General features: G+C 58.8%; 25 protein-coding genes. 13 read left to right on the top strand and 12 right to left on the bottom strand.

Translation table 11 applies throughout. The annotated features are described in order from the left end of the window. From bluB to ACR0M2_RS09190, 7 genes are all read right to left on the bottom strand, one after another. Nucleotides 1-636, bottom strand: a complete 636-nt coding sequence (bluB, locus tag ACR0M2_RS09220; RefSeq protein ID WP_480637615.1) for a 5,6-dimethylbenzimidazole synthase — start codon at nucleotides 634-636, stop codon at nucleotides 1-3. 12 nt (nucleotides 637-648) lie between these two features. Continuing rightward, nucleotides 649-1,038 (bottom strand): 30S ribosomal protein S16, encoded by a 390-nt coding sequence (gene rpsP / locus ACR0M2_RS09215; protein WP_170350323.1) that lies wholly within the window; start codon nucleotides 1,036-1,038, stop codon nucleotides 649-651. 43 nt (nucleotides 1,039-1,081) lie between these two features. Continuing rightward, nucleotides 1,082-1,378, bottom strand: a complete 297-nt coding sequence (locus tag ACR0M2_RS09210) for a chorismate mutase (RefSeq protein ID WP_480704734.1) — start codon at nucleotides 1,376-1,378, stop codon at nucleotides 1,082-1,084. A 34-nt stretch (nucleotides 1,379-1,412) separates the two neighbouring features. Further along, nucleotides 1,413-1,964: a GNAT family N-acetyltransferase gene (locus ACR0M2_RS09205; protein WP_170359966.1), complete on the bottom strand. Its 552-nt coding sequence runs from the start codon at nucleotides 1,962-1,964 to the stop codon at nucleotides 1,413-1,415. Further along, complete coding sequence (locus ACR0M2_RS09200; RefSeq protein WP_480704732.1) at nucleotides 1,961-2,518, bottom strand: GNAT family N-acetyltransferase; 558 nt, start codon at nucleotides 2,516-2,518, stop codon at nucleotides 1,961-1,963. The genes ACR0M2_RS09205 and ACR0M2_RS09200 overlap by 4 nt, the downstream gene beginning before the upstream one ends. Then, complete coding sequence (gene ffh / locus ACR0M2_RS09195; RefSeq protein WP_170350327.1) at nucleotides 2,515-4,020, bottom strand: signal recognition particle protein; 1,506 nt, start codon at nucleotides 4,018-4,020, stop codon at nucleotides 2,515-2,517. The genes ACR0M2_RS09200 and ffh overlap by 4 nt, the downstream gene beginning before the upstream one ends. Nucleotides 4,021-4,226: 206 nt before the next feature. Then, complete coding sequence (locus ACR0M2_RS09190; protein WP_170350328.1) at nucleotides 4,227-4,745, bottom strand: hypothetical protein; 519 nt, start codon at nucleotides 4,743-4,745, stop codon at nucleotides 4,227-4,229. Nucleotides 4,746-4,833: 88 nt separating this feature from the next. On the opposite strand from ACR0M2_RS09190, the gene ACR0M2_RS09185 reads away from it, so the two are divergent. Further along, nucleotides 4,834-5,364 (top strand): prolyl-tRNA synthetase associated domain-containing protein, encoded by a 531-nt coding sequence (locus ACR0M2_RS09185; RefSeq protein WP_170350329.1) that lies wholly within the window; start codon nucleotides 4,834-4,836, stop codon nucleotides 5,362-5,364. Here the strand turns inward: ACR0M2_RS09185 and ACR0M2_RS09180 are convergent, their stop codons facing one another. Both ACR0M2_RS09180 and ACR0M2_RS09175 read right to left on the bottom strand, forming a co-directional pair. Further along, nucleotides 5,365-6,105 carry an aspartate/glutamate racemase family protein gene (locus tag ACR0M2_RS09180; RefSeq protein WP_480704730.1) on the bottom strand — a complete coding sequence of 247 codons (741 nt, stop codon included), beginning with the start codon at nucleotides 6,103-6,105 and terminating at the stop codon, nucleotides 5,365-5,367. It abuts the gene before it with no gap. 73 nt (nucleotides 6,106-6,178) lie between these two features. After that, a complete protein-coding gene (locus tag ACR0M2_RS09175) occupies nucleotides 6,179-6,760 on the bottom strand; it encodes an FMN-dependent NADH-azoreductase (protein WP_480704728.1) in 582 nt (193 codons plus the stop codon). A 117-nt stretch (nucleotides 6,761-6,877) separates the two neighbouring features. Between ACR0M2_RS09175 and ACR0M2_RS09170 the strand changes: the two genes are divergently transcribed. The 4 genes from ACR0M2_RS09170 (at nucleotide 6,878) to ACR0M2_RS09155 (ending at nucleotide 9,512) form a co-directional block, all read left to right on the top strand. Then, entirely contained in the window at nucleotides 6,878-7,756 is an 879-nt protein-coding gene (locus ACR0M2_RS09170) for a LysR family transcriptional regulator (protein ID WP_170359977.1), read from the top strand. Beyond that, on the top strand, nucleotides 7,753-8,667 hold the full coding sequence (locus tag ACR0M2_RS09165; RefSeq protein WP_368040142.1) for a DMT family transporter: 915 nt from the start codon (nucleotides 7,753-7,755) through the stop codon (nucleotides 8,665-8,667). The genes ACR0M2_RS09170 and ACR0M2_RS09165 overlap by 4 nt, the downstream gene beginning before the upstream one ends. Nucleotides 8,668-8,727: 60 nt before the next feature. After that, nucleotides 8,728-9,009: a hypothetical protein gene (locus tag ACR0M2_RS09160; RefSeq protein ID WP_480689450.1), complete on the top strand. Its 282-nt coding sequence runs from the start codon at nucleotides 8,728-8,730 to the stop codon at nucleotides 9,007-9,009. A gap of 89 nt (nucleotides 9,010-9,098) precedes the next feature. Further along, on the top strand, nucleotides 9,099-9,512 hold the full coding sequence (locus tag ACR0M2_RS09155) for a universal stress protein (protein ID WP_170359981.1): 414 nt from the start codon (nucleotides 9,099-9,101) through the stop codon (nucleotides 9,510-9,512). 2 nt (nucleotides 9,513-9,514) lie between these two features. Here the strand turns inward: ACR0M2_RS09155 and ACR0M2_RS09150 are convergent, their stop codons facing one another. Beyond that, nucleotides 9,515-9,850 (bottom strand): ArsR/SmtB family transcription factor, encoded by a 336-nt coding sequence (locus ACR0M2_RS09150; protein WP_170350335.1) that lies wholly within the window; start codon nucleotides 9,848-9,850, stop codon nucleotides 9,515-9,517. Between the two features lie 231 nt (nucleotides 9,851-10,081). Between ACR0M2_RS09150 and ACR0M2_RS09145 the strand changes: the two genes are divergently transcribed. The 5 genes from ACR0M2_RS09145 (at nucleotide 10,082) to ACR0M2_RS09125 (ending at nucleotide 12,655) form a co-directional block, all read left to right on the top strand. Beyond that, nucleotides 10,082-10,417 carry an AtpZ/AtpI family protein gene (locus ACR0M2_RS09145; RefSeq protein WP_170398618.1) on the top strand — a complete coding sequence of 112 codons (336 nt, stop codon included), beginning with the start codon at nucleotides 10,082-10,084 and terminating at the stop codon, nucleotides 10,415-10,417. Between the two features lie 2 nt (nucleotides 10,418-10,419). Beyond that, complete coding sequence (locus ACR0M2_RS09140) at nucleotides 10,420-11,178, top strand: F0F1 ATP synthase subunit A (protein ID WP_170350337.1); 759 nt, start codon at nucleotides 10,420-10,422, stop codon at nucleotides 11,176-11,178. 48 nt (nucleotides 11,179-11,226) lie between these two features. Beyond that, a complete protein-coding gene (locus ACR0M2_RS09135) occupies nucleotides 11,227-11,451 on the top strand; it encodes a F0F1 ATP synthase subunit C (protein ID WP_005981269.1) in 225 nt (74 codons plus the stop codon). An 86-nt stretch (nucleotides 11,452-11,537) separates the two neighbouring features. Continuing rightward, the gene (locus tag ACR0M2_RS09130) at nucleotides 11,538-12,089 is read left to right on the top strand and encodes a F0F1 ATP synthase subunit B' (RefSeq protein WP_366551954.1); all 552 of its coding nucleotides are present in this window, start codon (nucleotides 11,538-11,540) and stop codon (nucleotides 12,087-12,089) included. Nucleotides 12,090-12,094: 5 nt separating this feature from the next. Continuing rightward, a complete protein-coding gene (locus ACR0M2_RS09125; RefSeq protein WP_170350339.1) occupies nucleotides 12,095-12,655 on the top strand; it encodes a F0F1 ATP synthase subunit B in 561 nt (186 codons plus the stop codon). Nucleotides 12,656-12,724: 69 nt separating this feature from the next. On the opposite strand, the gene ACR0M2_RS09120 is transcribed toward ACR0M2_RS09125, so the two are convergent. Beyond that, nucleotides 12,725-13,414, bottom strand: coding sequence for a hypothetical protein (locus ACR0M2_RS09120; protein ID WP_480704726.1), 690 nt, complete (start codon nucleotides 13,412-13,414; stop codon nucleotides 12,725-12,727). Between the two features lie 177 nt (nucleotides 13,415-13,591). Next, a complete protein-coding gene (locus tag ACR0M2_RS09115) occupies nucleotides 13,592-14,362 on the bottom strand; it encodes a FadR/GntR family transcriptional regulator (protein ID WP_170377475.1) in 771 nt (256 codons plus the stop codon). A gap of 150 nt (nucleotides 14,363-14,512) precedes the next feature. Here ACR0M2_RS09115 and ACR0M2_RS09110 point away from each other — a divergent pair, with 150 nt between their 5' ends. From ACR0M2_RS09110 to ACR0M2_RS09100, 3 genes are all read left to right on the top strand, one after another. Beyond that, nucleotides 14,513-15,712, top strand: coding sequence for an aminotransferase-like domain-containing protein (locus ACR0M2_RS09110; RefSeq protein WP_480704724.1), 1,200 nt, complete (start codon nucleotides 14,513-14,515; stop codon nucleotides 15,710-15,712). Between the two features lie 45 nt (nucleotides 15,713-15,757). Next, nucleotides 15,758-16,168 (top strand): hypothetical protein, encoded by a 411-nt coding sequence (locus ACR0M2_RS09105; protein WP_170550851.1) that lies wholly within the window; start codon nucleotides 15,758-15,760, stop codon nucleotides 16,166-16,168. Between the two features lie 140 nt (nucleotides 16,169-16,308). Next, nucleotides 16,309-19,764 carry a chromosome segregation SMC family protein gene (locus ACR0M2_RS09100; protein WP_480704722.1) on the top strand — a complete coding sequence of 1,152 codons (3,456 nt, stop codon included), beginning with the start codon at nucleotides 16,309-16,311 and terminating at the stop codon, nucleotides 19,762-19,764. Nucleotides 19,765-19,805 lie beyond the last annotated feature (41 nt).

The raw sequence follows: 19,805 nt of genomic DNA, 5'->3' as shown, positions 1-19,805 counted from the left end.
TTAGCGCACCTCAATCGGCAGCGTGTCGTGGCGGCTTTCCCAGCCAACACGTTCCAATTCAGGGGTGTCGGAAAACTCTTCCGGCTGCCCGACGCAGAAATAGCCGATCAGCCGCCAGTCGTCCGACACGTTCAAGTCACGGGCCAGCCGGTCAGGGTCCAGGATCGACACCCAGCCCAGCCCCAGCCCTTCGGCCCGCAAGGTGAGCCAGAACAGGGTAACGGCCGACACAACAGAATAGCGCCGCATCTCGGGCATGGTTCCGGCACCCAGACCTTGCCCCTTATCGGTGGCATCATCGCAGAACACGGCCAATTGTACCGGGGCTTCTTGCATGCCGGACAGTTTCAACTGGCTGTAAAGTTGCGCTTTTTCGCCGGAGTAACCGTCCAACGCCTGCGCGTTGGCGGTTTGGAAATTCTCAAGCGCCGCGGCACGCGCGGCTTCGCTTTCGACGCGGATCACACGCCAGGGTTCGCTAAGCCCCACCGAAGGGGCCAGTCGAAACGCGTCGAGGCAGCGCGTCAGCACTGCCTCGTCTATCGCATCGGTGCGGAACCGGCGCACATCGCGCCGGAGCCGCATCAACAGATCGAACTGCGTGCGGAAATCGTCAGTGAAAGTCTGATCCTGCACGCGCTCGCCTGCTTATTCTTCTGCTGCTGCTTCTTCAGCCGGTGCAGCAGCTGCTTCCGCAGCTTCAGCAGCCTTTGCAGCTTTCTCTTCCGCGCGTTCCTGAGCTTTCTTGCCCGGGGTCCCCTTGTTGGGGTTGTTACGCTCGGCTTTGTCACGGGTGCCAGCGGCTTCCAGCATGCGCGCGATACGATCGGTGGGCTGTGCGCCCTGATCCAGCCAGTACTGGATGCGCTCCATGTTCATTTTCACGCGCTCTTCGCTGTCTTTCGGCAGCAGTGGGTTGTAGGTGCCCAGTTTCTCGATGAAACGACCGTCGCGAGGCATACGGCTGTCAGCAGCCACGATGCGGTAGAAAGGACGTTTTTTCGAGCCGCCGCGGGCGAGACGAATTTTCATTGCCATGGTGGTATCTCCTTTGGATGGCGTTTACCGGGATCGTTTCCGGTTAATTCTGGTGTTTCTTGTGGTGTCGGATGACTTCCTGAATGATGAAATTCAGGAAAGCCTTGGCGAAGTCGGGGTCTAGATCGGCCTCTTTCGCCAGGTCTTCTAATCGTGCGATCTGCGCAGCCTCGCGCGAGGGATCGGACGGGGGAAGGTCGTGTGCGGCCTTGAGCTTGCCAACAGCCTGCGTGTGCATGAACCGCTCGCCCAGCGTATAGACAAGGATCGCGTCCAGCCGGTCGATGCTTTCGCGATGCTCTTTCAACAGCGCGGCAGCCTGTGTCACGGGGTTGGTCATTGGCCGTTCCTCTTTGCGGGCAAAGCGATGTGGGTCATGCGTAGGCCTCCATGCCGCCATTCACCAGATCGGCGGGGGCAGGGTGGCGCCAGATTTCGGTCGCGCCGAATTTCGGGTGTTCGTAGTGGTAGTCGAGCTTAGCGCCCAGCCGTTTGGCCACGGCCTTGCTGGCGTGGTTTTCCGGGTCGATCAGTGAAATCGCCGTGTCCCAGCCCAATATGTCATAGGCATGGGCGCGCGCGGCCAGAGCGGCCTCGGTCGCATAGCCCTTCCCGGTCGCATGATTCATCAGGGTCCACCCGACCTCGGGCTCGGGCCAACCTTCGGGAAACCAAAGGCCGATCCGCCCGACATAGTTGCCAGTGTCTTTTTCGTCGACGCTCCAATATCCATAACCACGCAGAGCCCAGTGACCAAAATGCATGGCAATGATCCGCCACACTTCATCCCGACGCAGAGGTCCGCCGACATACTTCGCAGCATCGCTGGCAAAGAACGCGGTGTCCGCGTCCAGATCAGTTTCAGATGGTGCGCGCAGGATCAGACGTTCGGTTTCCAGAGTCGGTATGGCCAGAGCAAGTTTCATGCCGGTACCTCGCCATAGCGCCAGACATGCTGGTCTGCATCAAATGCACGTTCGGCAACTGCGTCGCGCGATGCACCCAGACGCTGTGCCAACGCATTCGAACGGGCATTTGAAGCCGATACATAGCTTACGAATTGCCCCGATCCCAACAGGTCAATACCGAAATCGCGAACAGCTGAGCACGCCTCGGTGGCGTAACCCTGCAGTCTGTGATCCGCGCGGAACAGGTAACCAAGCTCGGGCTCCTGATCGTCCCATTCGAGACCCAGAATGACAAAGCCAATGACCTGAGCATCCTCTTTCAGTGTGACGGTGAACAGACCATGTCCGTGCAACAGCCAGCCGGAGGTATAGTAGGAGAACTCGGTCCAGGCGTCCTGATTGGTGTCGCCAAAGCTCTCTTTGCAGATCGACGTCCACACTGGCAGGTCGTCCAAAGTGGGTGCACGCAGAACCAGCCGCCGGGTCTTAAGGACCGGCAGGGCCGCGCGATACTGCGCTGCTGCCATCGCCGCCTTGCCGGACGGGGGCTGGGTGCAGCGTGCTGGGGTCACTTTTTCTTTCCGAACCCGCTGAGACCCGGAGGCAGACCCATGCCGCCACCCATACCGGGCATGCCGGGCATTTTGCCACCCATTGCCTTGGCCGCCTGTTCCAGCGCCTTGGGGTCCATACCTGCGGCCATTTCCTCGGGCGACGGGCCACCTTTGCCGAACATGCCCTTCATGGCTTGTTTCAGCATCTTGCCTTTACCCATCTTGCCCATCTTTTTCATCATGTCCGACATCTGCCGGTGCATCTTGAGCAGTTTGTTCAGGTCGCTGACCTCCATGCCGGAACCGGCGGCAATCCGCTTCTTGCGGCTGGCCTGCAACAGTTGCGGGTTGGCACGTTCGCGTTTGGTCATCGACTGGATCAGGGCGATCTGCTGGCGCAGGATTTTGTCGTCCAGACCGGCCTGATCCATCTGCTTGGCCATCTTGTTCATGCCCGGCATCATGCCCATCATGCCCTGCATGCCACCCATCTGGATCATCTGCTCCAGCTGCATTTTCAGGTCGTTCATGTTGAACTGACCTTTGACCATGCGCTTCATCATGCGCTCGGTCTGTTCCATCTCCATTGTTTCCTGGGCCTTTTCGACCAGAGCAACGATGTCGCCCATACCCAGAATACGACCAGCGATCCGGTCCGGCTCAAAGGTTTCGAGGGCGTCCATCTTCTCGCCCAGGCCGACAAAGCGGATCGGTTTGCCGGTGACTGCTCGCATGGACAGTGCTGCGCCGCCACGTCCGTCACCGTCCATCCGGGTCAGGACCACGCCCGAAATGCCAACCTTGGCATCGAATTCTTCGGCGACCTCAACGGCGACCTGACCGGTCAGCCCGTCGACCACCAGCAGGGTTTCGCGTGGATCAACCGCATTGCGCACCTGCTCGACCTCGTCCATCAGGACTTCGTCGATATGCAGACGGCCCGCGGTGTCGAGCATATAGACGTCATAGCCACCCAGCGTCGCCTGTTGCTTGGCGCGCTTGGCAATGTCGACCGGTTTTTGGCCAGGGACGATCGGCAGGGTATCGACGCCGACCTGTGTGCCCAGAACGGCCAACTGATCCATCGCCGCCGGGCGATAGACGTCCAGCGAGGCCATAAGGACCTTCTTGCCCTCTTTCTCTTTCAGGCGTTTGGCGAGTTTACCGGTGGTGGTCGTCTTACCCGAACCCTGCAGACCAACCATCAGGATCGGGGCAGGCGGGTTGTCGATCTTCAGCGCACCGGGGTCTTCCTCGCCGCGCAGTACATCGACCAGCGCGTCATGCACGATCTTGACGACCTGCTGACCTGGGGTGATCGACTTGGTGACCGCCTGACCGGTGGCCTGGCTTTGAACCTTCTTGACGAATTCACGGGCAACCGGCAGCGAGACGTCAGCCTCAAGCAGTGCAACCCGAACCTCACGTAGGGCGGTCTTGACGTCTTCCTCGGACAGAGCGCCCTGCTTGGTCAGCCGGTCAAAGACGCCGGAAAGGCGTTCGGATAGATTTTCAAACATGCCTTCGGCCTCCTTAGCCGGTTATCTCGTGGCGCCTCTTAGATAAGAAACACCGGTTAAATGCACAATTGCCCCCTCCCACTGAATTAGACGTGGGGGTAATGCCAAATGGCATTGCCCCCACGGGCGAAACTCGCTGGTGGGGGGCGATCCCTGAACGACTCAAGGGACCGGAAGATCAGATGCTTCCGGATGTTGGCCGCGATTTAGGCCGATTGGCTGGCAGAGTCAACCTTGCGTGCCGGAAGCCATTCATTGACGGCATCCACCAGCCGATGCGCACCGCGCCCACTGGAATAGGCCTCAACAATGGGGTGCCGACCCGCGCTCATGCCTTTGTCCAGTATGAGTACGGGGCGATACAGCGTAGATGAGCCCTTGTTGCTGCGCGAAATCGTTGTTTCAATCTCGGCATGGGACAGGTTCGACAGCATGTGCTCGACGGCATCATAGCCAAAAACCGAATGCCTGCGGATCACGATGCTGTCTTTGTCCCGGTCCAGAATGACCTGAACGCGCCGTACAAAGGCGCAGAAGGCCCCAAATCCTAACCCTCCGCCGCCGAGGGCGAATATCAGGCCGAACAGGATGGCCTCGCCCCCCTCGGTCATCAAGAAGAGACCAAGGCCGACAAAGATTAGAATAAATAAGACGAGTGTGATGCCTATGAACCATGGGGTATCGGACAGGATCAGTTGGTTCGGTGTATTGCGCGTGACTTTCATGGCGGCACGCTAGCACTGTGTCGCGGGTCTGTCGTGCCTTGAATCTTGTTCCATGTTGCGCGAAGAGCGCGTTACATAGGAGGTTCCCATGGACGCATCATCTGCCTTTCAAGATACATTGCCGCTCAGCTCTGACGCGCTGCTGACGCAGTTGGGCGATTGGGGGCTGGCCTATCGGTTGCACAGCCATATCCCGCTGCGCACGGTCGAGGATGCGAAAGGGGTTGAGGATCAGTTTCTGGTGCCCGGAGAAAATACGCTGCGGCTCAAGAACCTGTACCTGCGTGACAAGAAAAAGCGGAACTATCTGGTGACGCTGGAACAGAGCCGCGAGATTGACCTTAAAGCCCTGGGTGCGGAGTTGGGTGTCGGGAACCTGTCCTTCGGTTCGGCGGATCGTCTGATGCAGAACCTCGGTATCCGGCCCGGCGCGGTCAGCCCACTGGCGATGATCAATGGGGTTCAGAACGAAGTGCGGTTCTTTATGGATAGTGCGGCGCAGAATTCAGACGTGATCAACATGCACCCGCTGGTGAACGACCGTACCGTAGTAATGACGCGCGCCGATCTGATGGCGTTCTTTGACCGGATCGGCTGTGAAGTGACCTGGTTGCCCTGATCAACCCTCCAGCGCCTCTTTCAAAGCCGCCTCGACATGCGCTGCGGACGGGTTGATGAACAGGTGTCCGTCGGACTTGAAAACCGGATCGTCCAGATGATCAGGAAAGGCCAGGGGTAACTCGGTGCAGGCCAGGAGGATAGCGGTGCCGGGGGTGGCATGTTTGTTGCAAAAGGTCAGTAGTCGTGTGCGGGCCGTGTCCGACGCGCCGCCGTAGAATTCGCTGTCGATCATGGCCTGCATCTCGGCAATCTCGGGTTCCGGCAGGCGGTCGTTGGCCGTGATGCCCTCTTTGGCCAGCCGATCGGCATAGTCAGTCGCCTGCATGGTCACCGCCGTCCCCAGAACCAGAGCGCTTGATGCTCCGGCAGAGGCAGTGGCTTCGGCGGTTGCGTCAAAAATGCTCAGAATCGGCATCGCCAAGCCTTGCCGGATCGCGTGCAGCCTTGCGTGTGGCGTGTTCGAGGCGATGATACCGAAATCGCAGCCTGCGCGTTCCAACGTCAAAAGGGCCTCACGGAAGACGGCGTCGAATTCGGCCCAGCTGGCCTCATCCCCTGCCACACCGCGCAGGGCGCGGGTTTTGGCCTGTGTGACGGATTCAATGGTCATGGGCGGGATGGGTAGTGGCGAGCCGTGACCGAGGTCAGCAAAATACCGGCCCGCGCCCTGGGCAATCGCCCGGTAATAATCCACGGTCGAGGCCCAGCCCACTCCGCCCAGAATTCCGATCTTTTTCATAACTAACGCCCAGTCTGCCAATTCCCGTTCGGGAGGAAGACTGGACGTTTCAGCGTATAAAAACCAGAGGTGATCAGGCCGCCAGTTCAGTTACCGCCTTGTGGGCGTTGTTCAGCGCGGCCTCGGCGTCCAGCGCCATTTTGTCGGCGGCGACCACGTCGACATTGGTGATGCCAATAAAGCCCAGAACGTGACGCACATAGTTGGTGGCAAAATCGATCTCGGACCCAACGGCAGTGCCGCCCGAGGCGATGGCCAGAACCACTCGTTTGTCTGTCAGCAGTCCCACTGGGCCGTGCTCAGTATACGAGAATGTCAGGCCGACGCGGGCAACCAGATCAATCCAGGCTTTGAATGCGGCAGGTACCGAAAAGTTATAGATCGGCAGACCGATGACGATGGTGTCGGCCTGTTGCAACTCACCTACCAGTGAATCCGATAGCGCCAGATGTTCGCGCTGCGCGTCGTTGCGCTGATCGCCGGGGGTGAAGTTGGCGCTGATCCAGTCCTCGGTCAGCAGGGGCAGGGGGGAGGCCAGATCGCGGCGGATAATGCGTGCAGCACCCAGATGGTTGACGATACGGTTGGACAGATCGCGGGTAGCTGAACCTTCACGGCGGGCCGAGGCGTCGATATGCAGGATGGTCTTGGTCATTTCACTTGGTCCTTCTGATAGGATTTTCGTCTGCGGCCAATATGGATATTGCGAGAATGAACAAAACTCGGATATATCAACACTGACTGTTGGATTTTGCACATCTGAGGTAATGCCGTGGACAATTGGGACGAAGTAAGAACCGCTTATCAGGTTGCCCGTATGGGGACCGTCAGCGGCGCGGCCGAGGTTTTGGGCGTGCATCATGCCACCGTGATCCGCCATATCGACGCGATCGAGGCACGGCTGGGTGTCAAACTGTTCCAGCGCCATGCGCGTGGTTACACGCCGACCGAAGCCGGGGATGATCTGTTGCGTGTGGCACAAGCGACCGAGGATCAGTTCAACCAACTGGTCGGGCGAATGAAGGGGCGGGGGGACGATGTCTCGGGGGAGTTGGTTGTAACGTCTCTGTCCTCACTGGCGCCTTTGGTGGTTCCGGTACTTAGTGAATTCCAACGCCTGCACCCGGGCTTGATCGTGCGCTATCTGACTGGGGATCGCCTGTTTCGTCTGGAATATGGCGAAGCGCATGTGGCGATCCGGGCGGGTTCGGCCCCTGATCAACCGGACAATGTGGTGCAGCCGTTTATCGATCAGGAAGTCGGGCTTTATGCCAGTACAGCATATGTGGAGCGTCACGGTCAGCCCAAGAGTGTCGAGGACCTTAGAAACCATTTCTTCGTTGGTGCCGACGATGAAAACAGCCGCGCTCCGTTTTCGCGCTGGTTGCGCAAGACCGTACCGGCCGAAAACATCATATTTCGCTGTACCAATAATTTCTGCAACCGCGAGGCGGTTATGTCCGGGGCTGGGATCGGCTTCATGGCTCGTTGGGAGGCGGGCCGTGACCCCAGTCTGATCGAGGTGATAGAGCCGCTGCCCGAATGGTTCGGGAACCTGTGGCTTGTGACCCATGTGGACCTGCACCGCACCACCAAGGTTCAGAGTTTCCTGACCTATCTGAAAGAGCAATCCAAAGGTTGGTCGGCGTGAGCCCTCAGGCCCAGGGCCATCTGGCCATGCTGGTTTTTTCGGCTCTGGTGGCGGGCAGTTTTTCGCTGGGGTCACTGATCGCCAACCAGATCGCGCCCGAAGCGATCACGGCAGCTCGATTTCTGATCGCATCGGTTGTGATCGGCGTTGCGGCGCTTCTGACGACCGGCTTGTCCCGAAGCGCGGCGCAGGCACCCTGGCGTTATCTGGTCTTGGGCGGATTGTTCGCCAGCTATTTCGTGCTGATGTTCCATGGATTGAAGACCGCGCCCCCGGTCAGCGCAGCGGCAGTGTTCACGCTGACGCCGGTGATGTCAGCGGTTGCAGGGTGGGTGTTGCTGCGGCAGGTCACCACGCCAAGAATGGCTTTTGCCCTGTCAGTTGGGGCAGTGGGCGCGCTTTGGGTCATATTCCGGGCCGACTGGCGGGCCTTTATGGCGTTTGAGATCGGTGGCGGTGAGATCATCTATTTCTGGGGCTGTTTGGCGCATGCGATCTACACGCCCATGGTGCGCAAGCTGAACCGAGGCGAGCCGGCGGTGGTGTTCACCTTTGGTACTCTGGTCGCGGGCTGCGTGTTGCTGACGTTGTATGGTTGGGCCGAGATCCGTGCGACCAACTGGGCCAACCTGCCGCTGATTGTTTGGGTCGGGCTGCTCTATGTCTCGATCTTTGCAACGGCGGCCAGCTTTGTTCTGGTGCAATTCGCAACCCTGCGGCTGCCTTCGGCCAAAGTGATGGCTTACACCTATCTGACGCCCAGCTGGGTGATCCTGTGGGAGGTTGCATTGGGTCAGAAGCCCCCAGGCTTACTGGTGTTTGTGGGTGCAATTCTCACCGTCGTGGCGCTTGTACTCTTGTTAAAGGCCGAGGGCCAGCCGCGCGCATCATCCAAGCCCGTGCCCGAATGACGCTTGTATTCCCGTCAGATTGTGCGAGCGTTGGTTGCAGGCAAACAGGGGCAATAACCAATGAGACCAGCACTTTATCTGATCACGGTGGTGGGGCTGTCGGCCTGTACGCCAACGTCCTCGGGCAATGCGGTTTCAGAAACGGATTTGCAGGGCAGTTGTGAAGCGCTCGTTTCCGCCGAAACGGGGGTCGGCCCCAAGGACGTGAACGCCATTTCCACCCGGTCCGAGCCGACAGGATCGGTGACAACCTTGTCGGTCGCAGGGGCGCAGGCACCATGGTTGTGCATGTCTGATCCGTTCGGTGTCATCACGGGTGTGCAATACAGCCAAGAAGGTTAGTGGCCGTCAGGGTTCAGCACGCCCGTTGAGGCAGATCAATGTCGATACATGCGAATAACCTTATGCTTGGGACCAAGGAGGAATTCGTCATGTATACTCACATTATGTTCCCGGTTGACTTGCATCTTCCCCCCGAGGTTCGCAAAGCCGCCGATGTCGCTGCTGAAGTTGCCAAGTGGCAGGATGCGAAGATAACCGTAGTCAGTGTGACCGGAACTCAACCCGGTGACCCGGTTCAGACGGACGCAGCAGTCAACGAAGAATTGCAGGGTTTCGCCGATGAACTGGCCAAGAGCGGCGGGACAGAAGTCGCATACCGCAATATTCACTCGGTCGATGTTGCAGCTGAAGTTGATGGTGACCTGATGCGCGCCGCCGAGGAAATTGGTGCTGACCTGATTGTTGTAGGAACTCACGCCCCGCGGATCACGGATTATATCTTTTCAAGCCATGCAGGATACCTGGCCAATCACGCCAAGGTTTCGGTTTTCGTCGTGCGCTAAATCTAGGGATCGTCAGCCGCAGGCAGTTCAATTTCCAGAAACCGTTCGAACGCGTCCAGATTGACGGGCTCGAACTGTCCAAAGCCTTGCATCCAGACCGACGCTGTGCGCAGGGCGTCAGGTTCCAGCTTGCACCATTTCACCCGTCCGCGTTTTTCCTGGCTGATCAATCCAGCCTTGGTCAGGATCACCAGATGTTTCGAGATTGCGGCCAGCGACATCTCGAACGGTTCTGCCACATCGGTCACGGCCATATCATCCTCAAGCAGCATCGCCAGAATGGCGCGGCGCGTGGGGTCGGCGAGAGCTGCGAATACGGTGTCGAGATCATTGGACATGCCTTCGCTCAACCACAGCCTTCGAGTTTGGTCAACCATTTGGTTGAATATGCGGATTCAGGGGTTTTGGTTGAAGCCGCTGCGCTTGCGCAGGTTTTGCCTCGGCTGAGGTTGGGTGAAAAACTATTAAAATCAATTATTTAAACTGCGGCAATTCGGTTGCTCAACGCCGTTGACTCTGTGCGCCTTGCCCCTTAGCACCCTACCCAAGACTGTGCGAGGGAAACGCCCGTGACCGATGATGACCAAAAGCAGCGTATGGCGCAGCTGGAGGCGAAGATCGAGGCGGCGAAAAAGGCGAAGCAGCCAAAGCCTCGTGCAGATGCTGACGTGTCCGGGGGCGAGCTTGCCTGGAGGATGGTCATCGAAATGGTATCCGGTCTGGGGATCGGATTTGGCATCGGATACGGGCTGGACAGCCTGCTCGGGACGATCCCGATCTTTCTGGTGCTGTTCACATTGCTGGGCCTCGTCGCCGGAGTGAAAGTTATGCTCCGCAGCGCCAAAGAGGTTCAAGAGAAACAGATGGCGGCCAACGATCAGGCCGACCGAGACGAAAGGGACTGAACGTGGCGACTGAGACCACCGCAGCAGAAGGCAGCAGCCTGGTTTTCCACCCGATGGATCAGTTCATCGTCAAACCGCTTTTCGGTGACGGTGCAATTGCATGGTACACGCCCACCAACGTGACCCTGTGGATGTTCCTGGCGATTGCCGCGATCTTTGCTCTGCTGGTTCTCAGCACTTCGAAACGCGCGATTGTTCCGACCCGGATGCAGTCGGTGGCCGAGCTGGCCTATGGCTTTATCTACAAGATGTTGGAAGACATCTGCGGCAAGGAAGGCGTTAAATACTTCCCCTATGTCATGACCCTGTTCATGTTCATCGTCTGCGCAAACTTCCTGGGCATGATCCCGACGTCCTTTACCACCACATCGCATTTTGCCGTGACCATCCCGCTGGCGTTGGCCGTGTTCCTGACCGTGACTGTTCTGGGTTTCGTCAAGAACGGTGCCGCGTTTCTGGGTCTGTTCTGGGTCTCCAGCGCACCGCTGGCCCTGCGTCCGGTTCTGGCGATCATCGAGCTGATTTCGTACTTCGTACGCCCTGTCAGCCACTCTATTCGTCTTGCCGGCAACGTCATGGCGGGCCACGCGGTTATCAAGGTGTTCGCAGGCTTTGCCGCGATCGCCGTGATCTCGCCCGTGTCTGTTCTGGCGATCACCGCAATGTATGGCCTCGAGGTCCTTGTGTCCTTTATCCAGGCCTACGTTTTCACCATTCTGACCTGTGTCTATCTGAAAGATGCGCTGCATCCGTCGCACTAAGGTCTGATACCCCAACATCGAAACTTCCAATTCGTAAGGAGAAACATCATGGAAGGCGATCTCGCACACATCGGCGCAGGCCTGGCAGCAATCGGTTCCGGCGCAGCCGCAATCGGGGTGGGCAACGTTGCAGGCAACTTCCTGGCCGGCGCCCTGCGCAACCCTTCGGCGGCTGCTTCGCAGACCGCAACCCTGTTCATCGGTATCGCATTCGCAGAAGCCCTGGGGATCTTCGCATTCCTGGTCTCGCTGCTGCTGATGTTCGCCGTATAATCTGCGGAACCTGATCCTTACGCGCAGGTGGGCCCAAGCCATAGCGGCCCGCCTGTTGTAAAGACAACGTTCCGACGGAGGACAACATGGCGACTGAACCTATTGCCGAAGAAGTAGTTGGCAAATGCGTGGACTCTCATGGCTCGGCCATTGGGATGCCGCAGCTCTGCTTTGATTGGTTCCCCAACCAGATTTTCTGGCTGGTCATCACGCTGGTCGTCATCTTTCTGGTTCTGTCCCGCGTGGCCCTGCCGCGCATCGCGGCAATCCTGGCTGAACGCCAGGGGACCATTACAAATGACCTGGCTGCGGCCGAAGACCTGAAGGCCAAAGCGGTCGAGGCCGAAGAAGCCTATAACAAAGCGCTGGCCGATGCCCGTTCTGAGGCGCAGCGTATCGCTGCCGAAGCACGCGCCGAAATTCAGGCTGGCCTGGATGACGCGATCGCCAAGGCGGACGCGGAAATCGCTGCAAAAGCGGCTGAATCGGAAAAGGCGATCGCCGATATCCGTGCCGGTGCGCTGGAAAGCATTCAAGTGGTTGCCAAGGACACGGCGGCTGAACTGGTAACTGCACTGGGCGGCGAGGCGGATGCCAAAGCCATCGACAGTGCAATCGACACGCAGATGAAAGGATAAGCGACATGCGGAACACTCTTGCCCTTATCCTGACCTTTGGCGCTGCCAGCCCCGCGCTGGCCGCAAGCGGCCCGTTCTTCTCGCTTGGCAACACCGACTTTGTGGTCCTGTTGGGCTTTATCGTCTTCATCGCGGTCCTGTTCTATTTCAAGGTGCCGGGTATGATCGGTGGCGCGCTGGACAACCGCGCCGAAGGCATCAAGTCCGAGTTGGATGAAGCCCGTGCCCTGCACGAAGAAGCCCGCACCCTGCTGGCCTCGTACGAGCGCAAGCAACGCGAAGTTCAAACGCAGGCAGACGCGATTGTGGCGGCTGCAAAAGACGACGCCGCGCTGGCGGCCGAACAGGCCAAGGCCGATCTGGAAAAATCCATTGCGCGCCGTCTGGCCGCTGCACAGGATCAGATCGCATCGGCTGAGGCTTCGGCAGTTAAAGAGGTGCGTGATCAGGCGATTACCGTTGCTGTTTCGGCGGCAAATGCGGTTCTCGCCAAGCAGATGACGGCGACGCAGGCGAACAAGCTGATCGACGCTGCAATTGCCGATGTGGGCGAAAAGCTGCACTAAGATCTTCACATGATGAAATTGAAAAACCCGGCCTCAGAGCCGGGTTTTTTCTTTCTTACGATGCGAAGATCAAGCCGCTGAGCGTTGACTTGGCAGCCGGTTCAGAATGTCCGCATATTTGGCTGAGGCGACAAACAGTTCCGGTAGTTCGCTCAGTACAGCGTCGATGGGATCGTAAACCACCGACGCTTGATCTAGAATCTCATCGGGTATGGATTTCTTTGCGCGTTCTATTCTTTCGGGCAGGGAAAAGTTCAACTCCAGAAAATCGGCAACTTCGCTCTGTCTGCGCCAGATGGCATCATAGTTCAGGCACAGGACAGGTACGTTTTCGAACGTGGCCCATTGCCTCATCTGCTCTGCTTGGTTTAGAACGTCATATTTGAATAGATCCTCAAAAGTTCCTTTGGCGTGAAGATGTGCGAAATGCTGACGGATCCAGTCGCGACCATAGCGACCAAGCACGGAATAGACCGAAAGCGCCGAGTCTTTTGTCGGGCCATGGCAGAACAAGACCTTGACGTTGTCACGACCTCTCAGCACGCCGGGAAAATCATGTGTTTTGACAAGGTTTCCCTGATGCAATTCGGCCTGTGCCAGCTCCATTTCAAAGGTCGCTTTGGGCTTGGGCCACACACGCCGCTGCTTTTGCGCCTTCCACAAAGCATCAAACATGAGCGTGCTACCGGATCGACCGTTGCTGGCAACGATCAAGCAGGGGTTCGTTTTCGGGCGTTGCCCGGGTTTGAAAAGGATCATGTCAGACACCAGGGTTTCAGCGACGGTTAAGGTTCGCGACTTGCCTGTTTAATTGGTTTAGCTGCAGGTCAATATCCAGCAGATAACCACCAGAAATTGCGTAATAAATTATGAACTTTTTGTGTTCGGATTTGAGCTGCGACAGTTGGACGGTGCACTGATACCTCGCGCGCCTCTTCAGGTTTGACCGGTCTCATGCTGCAGCCGTTGCTGTGCGATGGCTTCGTTTCGCAGGGCTTTCTGGTGATCTTCCATACAGCTCTGGACATAGTTCAGATGCTGCTGGACTGCATCGCGGGCTGCATCGGGGTCGCGTACCTGCAGGGCCGTGTTGATCGCGCGGTGCTGGTCCAGAATGGCACCACGCGTTGTGCGCTGCTGAAACATCATCTGACGATTGTAGAACACGCCCTGTTGCAGCAGGTCGTACATCGACCGCATCATATGCAGCATAACTACGTTGTGGCTGGCCTCGATGATGGCCATGTGGAATTGCGCATCCAATTGTGCCTCGTCCTGAGGGGCGTTGCGCGCATGCGCAGCCTGCATCTTGTCGAAAATCGCCTGAACCACTTTCAAATCGCTGTCTGATCCCAGCCGTGCGGCACGCTCGGCCGCCAACCCTTCTAGATCGCGGCGGAAAGACAGATAGTCGAACACCGCTTCTTCGTGGCTGCTGAACAGCCGAACCAGCGCCGGGGAAAAGGCAGAGCCCAGAACCTCGGCCACATAGATACCGGACCCGGCCTTGGCGGTCAGCAACCCCTGATCCTGCAATTCCGAGATCGCTTCGCGCAACGAGGGGCGCGATACGCCCAGCCGCTCTGCCAACTCGCGTTCCGCCGGAAGCCGCTCGCCTGGGCGCAGGATGCCACGTAGGATCAGCAATTCGATCTGTTTCACCACTGCGATGGACAGCTTTTCAGTCTGGACTTTTTGAAAGGGCATGTCGGCTTTTCCGGAATTGGTCAATTCATATGACCACGTAATATTGACCGGTTCAAGAACAGGTGAATGTTGGTTCGGAGTATTAGGTCAGAATGATTGACATTAAATAAATCACGCTTAGTCTGCCCTGCAAGGTAGGGGAGGAGACCAATGTCGACCAAAGACCTGTTTGCCACGCGAACAAAGCGGATGAAGGCGTCCGAGATACGCGAATTGCTCAAGCTATTGGACCAGCCGGGCATTATTTCCTTCGCGGGAGGAATTCCGGATCCAGCGTTGTTTCCGGCAGAAGGTTTTGCCGCTGCGTTCCAGAACGCACTGGGCACTGAACTAAAAGATCAGGCGCTGCAATATTCCGTCAGCGAGGGCTATGTCCCGCTGCGGGAATGGCTAGTCGATCACATGCGCCAGATCGGGATCGACTGCAAGCTTGATAACATCCTGATCACGTCGGGTTCGCAGCAGGCACTAGACTACTTGGGCAAGTTGTACCTGTCGCAGGGTGATACAGCACTGGTCGGATGGCCCACCTATCTGGGGGCATTGGCCGCGTTCAATGCCTATGAACCGCGCTTTGACCGGCTTGACATCAACGGCAACCGCAGGGCGGCTGAATACGCTGCCGCAGCGGGTGAGGGGGCTGTAAAATTTGCGTATCTGTCGCCTGACTTTGCCAACCCGACCGGAGAAACTGTAGACCTGCGCGGCCGCGAAACCCTGCTCGATCTGGCGGACGAATTGAACTGCGCTTTGATCGAAGACGGCGCCTATCAGGCCCTGCGCTATGACGGAGAGGTCATTCCCCCGGTTTTGGCGCTGGAGCTGGCGCGCAAGGGGTCGATCGAAAACTGCAGGACGATTTATTGTGGCAGCTTCTCGAAAACTTTGTCTCCGGGTCTGCGGGTGGGATGGGTCGTGGCGGCCAAGCCGGTGATCTCGCAGCTGGTGTTGATGAAACAGGCGGCTGACTTGCATTCCGCGACGATCAACCAAATGGCTATCAACGAAGTGGCGCGTGCCTGCTTTGATACGCATATCCCCATGTTGCGCCGCGTTTACGGTGCACGACGCGATGCGATGCTCAGCGCATTGCGCGAACATATGCCCGATGGGGTGGACTGGACCAAGCCCGAGGGCGGCATGTTCATTTGGGTGACCCTGCCCAAGGGCCTCAGCGGGGCTGACCTGCTGGCCAAAGCGCTTGAGACGGTGAAGGTGGCTTTTGTTCCGGGCCAGGCATTTTTCCCGGACGAAACCGGGGCCAATACTATCCGTTTGAGCTTTTCGAATTCGGATGAGGCAAGAATCCGCGAGGGTATCCGCCGGTTGGGCGACGTCCTGCGAACCTAAATGCAGGAAAGGTTCTGTTAACCATATTGCGGCAATGCTGGTCGCATGATCCGGTATCTGTTCCTCCTATCGGTGCTGGCCGCCTGTTCGGCCGGCACCGCCTATTTCCGGGGTATCCCTGCAACCCGCATCGCCGTGAACGGCAGTGTCTTTGACGTACGCGTGCGCGGGGACCTGGCCGAGGCCGTGCGGATCAACACCCAATACGCCCCGCGTCTGGGGCCGATCAAAGATCGGGCGGGGCTGGCCATGGCGCAGGTTTCGGGCTGTCCAATCCTGGATGTACTGGGCGACGCCGCGGTGACCGTTGGTGTGCTGGGCTGTGACCGCGAAGCGGGGGAACGTCTGTTGCTGACCGCCATCTCGACACCGAATTACGAATGCGTCGATTATGGTGTTTATGAGGATATCGGGAAGGAGTACGGCTTTCAGGTGTTCGAGTGTACGCCGTACTGAGATACGCGTATTCCTGCGCATTTCGGCAAGATATTGTGGATAAGTCGGGGTGATATCCCATATCCTGCGCAACTTCGTTGACTCAGCCCCCATCCGTTGCGCAGACTTCCTCCACATAGGAATCACAGGACTCATTGCCTTTGCGCTTTAGCAAACTCAAACTTACCGGCTTCAAAAGCTTTGTTGATCCGACCGATCTGATCATAGCGGATGGGTTGACCGGTGTGGTGGGCCCGAATGGCTGCGGCAAGTCCAACCTTCTGGAAGCTCTGCGTTGGGTGATGGGGGAAAACCGCCCCAAATCCATGCGTGGCGGCGCGATGGAGGATGTGATTTTTGCAGGCGCCGCGACGCGCCCAGCCCGTAACTTTGCCGAAGTTGTCCTGACCATGGACAACTCGGAACGGCTGGCACCGTCAGGGTTCAACGACGCGGATCAGCTTGAGATCGTGCGTCGCATCACCCGCGACGTGGGCAGCGCCTATAAGACCAATGGCAAGGACGTGCGGGCGAGAGATGTTCAGATGCTGTTCGCCGATGCTTCGACAGGTGCGCATTCACCTGCGCTTGTTGGGCAGAACCGCATTGCCGAACTTATCAACGCCAAACCCCGCGCCCGCCGCCGCATTCTGGAAGAGGCCGCAGGTATTTCGGGTCTTTATCAACGTCGGCACGAAGCCGAATTGAAGTTGAAGGGCACTGAATCCAATCTGACCCGCGTAGACGATGTGCTTGAACAACTGGGCGGTCAGCTTGCGCAACTGGCGCGCCAGGCCCGTCAGGCCGCGCGCTATCGCGAGATTGGCGAGCAACTGCGCCAAGCCGAAGGCATGTTGCTCTATCGTCGCTGGAAAGAGGCAGACATGGCCCGCCAGCAGGCCGAAGAAAAGCTGCGCGAACGGATCACCGAGGCGTCGCGGGCCGAGGCCGAAGCCCGCGCGGCCGCCACCAAACGTGCCGAAATCGAAGAGACCCTGCCACCTCTGCGCGAAGAAGAAGCCATCGCCGCCGCCGTCCTGCAACGCCAGCAGGTACAACGTGATGCCCTGTCGGATCAGGAAACCCGCGCCCGCCAGACCATTGAGACGCTGACCAACCGTATTCAGCAATTGGGCAACGATATAGAACGCGAAACCGGCCTGAATCGCGATGCCGGCCAGATGATCGAACGTCTGGAATGGGAAGCGCGCGAATTGGCCAAGGCCGCCGAAGGGCACGAGGATAAGGTGGCCGAGGCTGCCGAAATCGCGCGTGAAGCGGCGTCAGTGTTGCAGGACCGCGAAGATCATCTGTCGCAGGAAACCGAGGATATGGCGCGCTTGGTCGCCCGCCACCAATCGGCGCAGCGTCTGGTTGAAGACAGCCGCAAGACGTTGAATCGATCCGAAGCCGAAGAGGAAAAGGCCCGCAGCGCCGTGGATGAGGCGCGCGAAGCTTTGACCAACGCAAGCGACGCGTTTGAGACTGCGCAAGAGGGCGAGGAAGAAGCCCGCGAGGCGGCTGAGGCCGCCGAGGAAGCGCTGGCCGCAGCGGATGAGCTGCGCAATGATACGCAAGCGCGTGAGGCTGAGGCCCGCGCACAACGGTCTGAGGCCGAGGGCGAACTGGGCGCGATCCGTGCCGAAACCTCAGCGCTGGCAAAGCTGGTGGAACGCGACACAGCCGAAGGCGGTCAGGTTCTTGACCTGCTGCGCGTCGAACCCGGTTACGAAAAGGCACTCGGAGCTGCACTGGCCGATGATCTGCGTGCCCCACTGGTCGAAGGGGACGGTCCATCGGGTTGGGTGCAGGTAGCGGGCTATGATTCTGATCAGCCATTGCCGGATGGGGTTGAACCGCTGGCGCTGCATGTGTCTGGCCCGGATCGCCTGAGCCGTCGGATCGCGCAGATTGGTCTGGTTGATGCGGATCAGGGTGCGCGTTTGCAGGCTTCGCTGAAGCCGGGGCAGCGTCTGGTGTCCCGGTCCGGCGATTTGTGGCGGTGGGACGGGTTCCGCGCCTGGGCTGAGGATGCACCAAGCGCCGCTGCCCTGCGGCTGGAGCAGCTCAATAAGCTGGAGGCGCTGAAACAGGAGCTGACCCGCACTGAAGCACAGGCCGAAGGTGCCCGCGCCGCGCATGAGGCGTTGTCGCAGCAACTGGCTGATGTCACCGAAGCGGACCGCCGCGCCCGCGATGCCCGCCGCGCCGCCGATCAGCGTATGGCCGAAACCGCTCGCGCGCTCAGCCGCGCCGAAGCTGACCGCAATCTGGCGCAAGGCAAGCTTGAGACCCTGTCGCTGGCCGTGGATCGCCACAAAGAGGACGCCATGTCCGCCCGCGCGCAGCTGCGCGAGGCCGAGGGGGCGTTGACCGGTCTGGGCGATCTCGACACCGCCCGCGCGCAGGTCGAAGATATCAAACAGACGGTCGAGGCTGCGCGGATCACTATGCTGACCCATCGCTCGTCCCATGATGAATTGCGCCGCGAAGGCGAGGCCCGCACGCGACGTTCGCAAGAGGTCACAAAAGACCTCAGCGGTTGGAAGCATCGTCTGGAAACGGCGGAAAAACGGATATCAGAACTGGCCGAACGCAAGGAAAGTTCGGAAGAAGAGCTGTCCGAAGCGATGGCAACGCCCAGCGAGATCGCCGAAGCCCGCGAGGAGCTGAACGAGCTGATTGAAACAGCCGAAGCCCGTCGCGCCGAGGCGGCCGATAAGTTGGCCGAAGCCGAAACCCAGCAGCGCGAAGTGGTGCTGGCCGAGCGCGATGCGGAACGTCAGGCTTCGGAAGCACGCGAATCCCGCGCGGCGGCAGAAGCACGTTGTGATGCCGCCAAGGAAAGCGTGACTGCAACGGCAGAACGGATTGCTGAAGATCAGCAGCTGACCCCGAACCAGTTGCTGAATCAGTTGGACGTGAACCCCGATCAGATGCCTGCCGCCGACGCGCTTGAGGCCGAAGTGAACCGTCAAAAGCGCCAGCGCGATGCGATGGGTGCGGTGAACCTGCGCGCTGAAGAAGATGCCAAGGAAGTTCAGGAAGAGTTTGACACACTGAACAGCGAAAAGGCGGATTTGGAAGAGGCAATCAAAGCCCTGCGCTCTGGTATCTCCAGCCTCAACCGCGAAGGCCGCGAACGTCTGTTGACCGCGTTTGAACAGGTGAACTCAAACTTTGCCATGCTGTTCAAGCACCTCTTCGGCGGTGGCGAGGCCAATTTGGTTATGGTCGAAAGCGACGATCCGCTGGATGCCGGGCTTGAGATCATGTGCCAGCCGCCGGGCAAGAAATTGTCGACGCTCAGCCTGTTGTCGGGTGGCGAACAGACCCTGACGGCGACGGCCTTGATTTTTGGCGTCTTCCTCGCCAATCCGGCCCCGATCTGCGTGCTGGATGAGGTCGACGCGCCGCTTGACGATGCTAACGTCACCCGGTTCTGCGACCTGCTGGATGAGATGTGCCGCCAGACCGATACACGTTTCCTGATCATCACCCACCACGCGGTGACGATGGCGCGGATGGATCGTTTGTTCGGCGTGACCATGCAGGAACAGGGCGTCAGCCAACTGGTCTCGGTCGATCTAAAAAAGGCCGAGCAGATGGTCGCTTGACCCATCACTGCAACGTTATGCCCTTTTCATCACCACTCGGG

The organism is Ruegeria sp. BE10, assembly GCF_056538905.1.
This window is presented reverse-complemented; position numbering and strand designations above follow the sequence as displayed.